Annotated in this window: 7 protein-coding genes and 2 pseudogenes; 6 read left to right on the top strand and 3 right to left on the bottom strand. The window is 63.8% G+C overall.

Translation table 11 applies throughout. From position 1 onward, the window contains the following. Nucleotides 1-216: 216 nt before the first annotated feature. Nucleotides 217-591 (top strand): annotated as a pseudogene (locus AC1D34_RS35495) (integrase core domain-containing protein); the annotation flags it as partial. Nucleotides 592-763: 172 nt separating this feature from the next. Then, the gene (dut, locus tag AC1D34_RS35490; protein WP_476770893.1) at nt 764-1,228 is read left to right on the top strand and encodes a dUTP diphosphatase; all 465 of its coding nucleotides are present in this window, start codon (nt 764-766) and stop codon (nt 1,226-1,228) included. A gap of 98 nt (nt 1,229-1,326) precedes the next feature. Here the strand turns inward: dut and AC1D34_RS35485 are convergent, their stop codons facing one another. Then, complete coding sequence (locus tag AC1D34_RS35485) at nt 1,327-1,518, bottom strand: hypothetical protein (protein ID WP_441508403.1); 192 nt, start codon at nt 1,516-1,518, stop codon at nt 1,327-1,329. Between the two features lie 62 nt (nt 1,519-1,580). Continuing rightward, nucleotides 1,581-2,003: a cupredoxin domain-containing protein gene (locus AC1D34_RS35480; RefSeq protein WP_441508404.1), complete on the bottom strand. Its 423-nt coding sequence runs from the start codon at nt 2,001-2,003 to the stop codon at nt 1,581-1,583. Between the two features lie 304 nt (nt 2,004-2,307). Here AC1D34_RS35480 and pqqB point away from each other — a divergent pair, with 304 nt between their 5' ends. The 4 genes from pqqB (at nt 2,308) to AC1D34_RS35460 (ending at nt 5,115) form a co-directional block, all read left to right on the top strand. After that, on the top strand, nt 2,308-3,195 hold the full coding sequence (gene pqqB, locus AC1D34_RS35475) for a pyrroloquinoline quinone biosynthesis protein PqqB (RefSeq protein ID WP_441508405.1): 888 nt from the start codon (nt 2,308-2,310) through the stop codon (nt 3,193-3,195). Further along, a complete protein-coding gene (gene pqqC / locus AC1D34_RS35470) occupies nt 3,192-3,923 on the top strand; it encodes a pyrroloquinoline-quinone synthase PqqC (protein WP_441508406.1) in 732 nt (243 codons plus the stop codon). Before pqqB ends, pqqC begins: the two co-directional genes overlap by 4 nt. 116 nt (nt 3,924-4,039) lie before the next feature. Further along, the gene (locus tag AC1D34_RS35465) at nt 4,040-4,729 is read left to right on the top strand and encodes a hypothetical protein (RefSeq protein ID WP_441508407.1); all 690 of its coding nucleotides are present in this window, start codon (nt 4,040-4,042) and stop codon (nt 4,727-4,729) included. Beyond that, nucleotides 4,726-5,115: a hypothetical protein gene (locus tag AC1D34_RS35460; RefSeq protein WP_476826776.1), complete on the top strand. Its 390-nt coding sequence runs from the start codon at nt 4,726-4,728 to the stop codon at nt 5,113-5,115. Before AC1D34_RS35465 ends, AC1D34_RS35460 begins: the two co-directional genes overlap by 4 nt. Before the next feature lie 40 nt (nt 5,116-5,155). On the opposite strand, the pseudogene AC1D34_RS35455 reads toward AC1D34_RS35460, so the two are convergent. Further along, a pseudogene (locus tag AC1D34_RS35455) lies at nt 5,156-5,449 on the bottom strand (S-(hydroxymethyl)glutathione dehydrogenase); the annotation flags it as partial.

Here is a 5,449-nt window from a genome sequence, read left to right as displayed (position 1 = left end):
CCTCCTGGCGGTGCTTGGACATGTCGATCGCTACCAGCACGGCGCCGGTGGGAGTAGAAAAGCGCTTGGTCATGGTTGGCCTCGCTCCAAAGTGTTGTCTCGACAACCTCACCTTAGAGACCTGCTGGCCGGCCATGACCGCCGTGACGGCGCGCTGCGCTACGCAAGGCTTCGCGCGCCGTCAGGCAACGGTCGAGCCTCTTCCCAATGTGCTACGGAATCCAGTTCACCTTCCCGGCTCGTTACGCCGACGGGCCGACAGCTCGTTACATCACCCACATGTTCGACATGCGGTGCCGCGAGAATGGCATCGAGCATCGCCTCACCAAGGTGAAGCATCCCTGGACCAACGGGCAGGTTGAGCGGATGAACCGCACCATCAAGGAAGCGACCGTCAAGCGCTTCCACTATGACGATCATCGCCAGTTCGAGGCGCACCTCACAGACTTCGTTGTCGCCTACAATTTCGGCCGCCGGCTGAAGACCCTTAGGGGGCTCACACCCTACGAGTTCATCTGCAAATGCTGGACTTCAGAGCCAGAACGATTCAGGCTCGATCCAATCCATCAAATGCCGGGACTGAACACCTAAGGCCTCGGACACATAACCAGTAACCGAAGGTTGCGGCGACGGGGGCGCCAAGGCCGCCTAGGTGCTCGATAACCGGCACTCTCCCGTTTACTGTCCTACGCACGATCCGCGGCTCTGTTGGCCAACGCCTGGGGGGAAGTCGAACTTACTCGGTAAGCTCGCTGGTAGAATTTTGAGGAACGACAGGCGTGTCAGCGTCGGCCTGCGCCGGCTTGAAAATGGACAAGGGCTTGAGATCCCTCGATCGCAGACTGTTGGCTCGGCGGGTCTTGATCTGCCTGCTGCTATTGCTCCCGGTACGGTCGTGACCCTTGCTCCGGGCATGACCGCGACAATACCCACCGGTTTCGCCATCGCCTTACCCAAGGGCTACGAGGCCCAAATCCGGCCTCGTTCGGGACTCGCCGCCAAATTTGGCGTCACAGTTCTCAATTCACCGGGGACCGTGGACGCAGACTATCGAGGCGAGATCAAAGTCATTCTGATCAATCACGGAAAGGCACCATTTTTAATCCAGCGTGCCGACCGCATCGCTCAGATGGTAGTGGCGCCGGTCAGCGGCGTTGCGTTTGTCGAAAGGGCGACGCTCGATGAAACTGAGCGTGGCTACGGCGGCCATGGCTCAACCAGCCGCTAAACCTAGCGAAGACCACGCTTCAGCGCTGGGCGCTCGGGGGGCCGGAGATCGGTCGCCCGCGTTGCCACGGCTGAGCCCGGTCCATGAGGAACAAGCGCTCATCGTCCCAGTGCCTTGCGGGCGTCGTTGACCGCATCGAGACACTCGTCGAATTCGCCCTCCTGTTCTTCGCGCCGCGCGACGCGCAACGCCGTCTCCAGTTTGCGCAGGGTGGCCGCCGGCGGCTTCCTGGCGATCTCGGCCTGGATCATGACGATGCCGTTCGTGCATTCCGACCTGTCATCGGCCATTGCGGGATCGGCACCAGGGTCAGGACGGAGGTGAGAGCGAGCATGCGCATGGCTTGCCTCCGTCACTTCACGATGAAGGTGCCGGTCATCCCCTGAGCCTCCAGGCCCTGGATATACCAGGGGTACTCGCCCGGCCGGATCGCCACGAACTCGACATGGATCGTGCCCTGGTCGTCGAACTCGAGATGATGAGGCGCACCCTGCATGTGCACTTCGAGATGGTTGATGACGATCTGGTTGATCCAGCTGTTCCGGAAGAACTCCGGTGCGAAGAACTTGTACTCCTTGCCGCCCTTCGCCGTGACGGAGAGGCGGTAGGACTTGCCGGATTCCATCTCGATCTGCTTCTGGGAGACGACGTAGTCGCGGCCTTCGTCATTCCCGAGCACCAGTTCGGGCAGATTTGTCCGGCCCTTCACAAGGTCGGCGGCCGTCGCCTGGCTCAACCCGAGCAGGCCCGCCAGCAAGAACCACAGCAGATGCATGTCATCCTCCCCGTTCTTGTTGCTTTGGAATAACCTGGGACGCCAAGGTCGACAGAAACACGCGCGCGGACGTGAAGAAGACAGAACCGCTGCCATCGTCGCTGAGGTGATCGCGATGCCGGAGGCTCGCGTCCGGAGCGTGAAGGCAGTCTTTGTCAGCACCATTCCGTTCTTAGCACAATCGAAGGAGCCGGACATGTCCTGGGTMGCATGCGGAGTGGAAGCAACGGCGTGTGCAACAGCGCGGGCAATGCAGTCTTTCGCGCCGTGCACTTGCGGGAAGCCGGCTGCCTGAGGCGCCCCGATGAAAGCCATCGTTCTTGGCGCGGCTGCGGGAGGTGGTTTTCCGCAATGGAATTGCCGGTGCCGGGTCTGCGCGCTGGCCTGGAGCAGGGATCCCCGCGCGCCCTGGCGGACGCAATCGAGCCTCGCGGTGACGCTCGATGACGAGAGCTGGATCGTTCTGAACGCGTCCCCCGATCTTGGCAGCCAGATCCGGACGACGCCGGCCCTGTGGCCGCGCGCCGAGCGCCAGTCGCCGATCGGCACGGTCATTCTCAGCAGCGCCGAGATCGACCATGTCGCCGGGCTGCTCACGCTGCGCGAGCGGCATCCGTTCGATCTGGTCGCGCTYGCACCGGTCCTTGAGGCGATCGAGGCCAACCCGATCTTCGCCGCCGTGCCGGCGCGTCGCATGATCGCGACGGCCGCGAACCCCATCGCGCTGGCTGGCGGACTGACGGCGGAGCTGTTTCCGGTCCCCGGCAAGGCACCGCTCTATCTCGAGGAGAGCGCATCCCGGCTCGAGTCCGAGGCTGGCGAAGCGGCGGGCATCCGGATCGGCGGCGCAGGGCGCTCGCTTGTCTATATCCCGGGCTGTGCCGCCTTGTCCGACAGCGTTCGTGACGCGGCCGAAAGCGCGGACGTGGTGTTCTTCGACGGCACCCTGTTCACGGATGACGAGATGATCCGCAGCGGCGTCGGCGAAAAGACCGGTCGGAGGATGGGGCATATGCCGATCACGGGCCCTGGCGGCTCGCTGTCCTGGCTCGCCAAGCTGCCTGCGGCGCAAAAGATCTATATCCATCTGAACAACACCAATTCGGCGCTGATCGAGGGGTCGCCGGAGCGTCTCGTGATCGAAGCCGCGGGTATCGCGGTGGCCTATGACGGCATGGAGGTGCGGCTGTGACTGCTTTGCTATCGCCCGAGGAACTGGAACAGCGCCTGCGCGAGGTCGGAGAGGCGCGCTATCACGACAAGCACCCCTTCCACACCAGACTGCATTCCGGACGGTGCACGAAGGGCGAGGTCCAGGCCTGGGCTCTCAACCGCTTCACCTACCAGGCCCATATCCCTGTGAAGGACGCGTTCCTGATCGCCCGGACCCACGACCCCGCGCTCCGCCGGGCCTGGCGCCAGCGTCTCGTCGACCATGATGGCGAGGGGGACGGTGAGGGCGGCATCGAACGCTGGCTCAGGCTCTGCGAAAGCCTGGGCCTGGCACGCGCCGATGTGCAGGCCCATCGCGGCGTGCTGCCGGCGACGCGCTTTGCGGTCGAGGCCTATGTCAATTTCGTGCGCGAGCGCCCGCTGCTCGAAGCCGTCGCGTCCTCCCTGACCGAGCTGTTTTCGCCAAAGGTCATCCGCCACCGCGTCGAAGGCATGCTGGCGCATTACGACTTCGTCAGCCCGGAGAGCCTGAGCTATTTCACCGCCCGCCCGGAACAGGCGCGGCGCGATGTCGAGACCGCGCTTGCCTATGTCACGGCCCATGCCCGCACGCCGGCCGAGCAGGAGGCGGTGATCGCGGCGCTCGAATTCAAATGCGACGTGCTCTGGGCCATGCTGGATGCGCTCCATCACGCCTATGTCGAGCCTGGCCATATTCCGCCCGGCGCCTTCGTGCCGGCGCGCTGATCATCGCGGTCCTGAGCGGCTGAGCCTGCAAAGCTGATTGCTGCGCCGGGCGCCAAGCCTTATCCTGCTGCCTGCGTGGCCTGCTCGACCTGCTATGATGTCAGGGAGATGCGATCGTGAGCGGAAAAGCTTTCGCCGTCTTGCTCTGCCAGGTCATGGCTCTGGTGCTGGCGATCGCGCCATGGCCGGCGCAGGCGCAGGAAACGCCGGTCGATATCCTGTTCGCGCGTCCTCATCTTTCCGGCGTGTCTTCGGGCACGGAGCTGACCTATCGGCTTGAGCGCTTGCCCTCCGACACGAAACGGCTGGGCGAGCCCTTCGGCGACGATATCAAGCTCGTGGTCAGATCCGTTGCAGCCAACGGCAGCCGCAATGTCGACCTGCGCCTGTTCACGGGCGAGCGGGCGCGCGAGCCTATGTCGATTACCGATCTGACCGGCAATCCGGTGCTCGTCATCTTCCTCGATCGGGCAGTGAGCAACATGGCGCAGCTCACCGGTGGAACGACGCCCTATTTCAAGGACCGGCTGCGCGCCGGCCTGCGCGACAAGGCAACAAGCGAGGCCACCAAGGTCGAATTCGAGGGCAAGACGCTGGATGCGACGCGGATCACCGTCAGGCCCTTTGTCGACGATACCAATATCGGGCGGATGCTCGGCTATGAGGACAGCCAGTTCGAGATTCTGGTGGCTGAGGCCGCGCCTGGCATGCTGCTCCAAATGACCTCAAGGTTCGTCAGCACATTGCCGGATGCGCCGAAACTCGAGGAGCGCATCGTCCTGAAATCGGCGAGCGCCCAGCCATGAGCACGGTCGGGACGGCAGGAGCGCGGCACCACGGGTTTCTGACGGCTCTGGCCGGGGGGCTGCTGGCGACGATCCTCGCTGCGGGCAATGGCGGCGCAGCTGAGACGCCGGTCAATGACTATCCGACGGTCGCACGCGCCGATTACATCTTCGGGTGCATGGCCGCGAACGGCCAGACCCGTACGGCGCTGGAGAAATGCTCGTGCTCGATCGACGTGATCGCGTCTGTGCTGCCCTATAGGGCCTATGAGGAAGCCGAGACGATCATGTCCGTGCGCCAGCGCGGCGGTCAGAACGCCTCGATGTTTATCTCCATGCCCTTGATGCGCGAGAAGGTCGCACGCCTGAAGCGGGCACRGATCGAAGGCGAATTGCGCTGCTTCTGATCTGGCGATGTCCCAGCTGCCGGGGCTTCGGACGACCGGTTCAGTAGACCACGACGCTTCGGATCGACTTGCCCTCATGCATCAGGTCGAAGCCGTGATTGATCTCGTCCAGGCTGAGCTTGTGGGTGATCAGGTCGTCGATATTGATCTTCCCCTCCATGTACCAGTCGACGATCTTCGGCACATCGGTGCGCCCGCGCGCGCCGCCGAAGGCGGTGCCTTTCCAGACCCGCCCGGTGACGAGCTGGAACGGCCGGGTCGCGATTTCCTTGCCGGCTTCGGCGACCCCGATGATGATCGATTCACCCCAGCCGCGATGGCAGCATTCCAGCGC

This window comes from Allobosea sp. P1_A7, assembly GCF_056406775.1.
The sequence above is the reverse complement of the archived record's forward strand: the minus strand, read 5'-3'. Positions and strand labels throughout refer to the sequence as shown.

What these genes read in the sequence shown, in the direction of transcription:
- AC1D34_RS35485 (WP_441508403.1), bottom strand. Translation starts at nt 1,518, where the DNA reads ATGGCCGATGACAGGTCGGAATGCACGAACGGCATCGTCATGATCCAG.
- AC1D34_RS35480 (WP_441508404.1), bottom strand. Translation starts at nt 2,003, where the DNA reads ATGCATCTGCTGTGGTTCTTGCTGGCGGGCCTGCTCGGGTTGAGCCAG.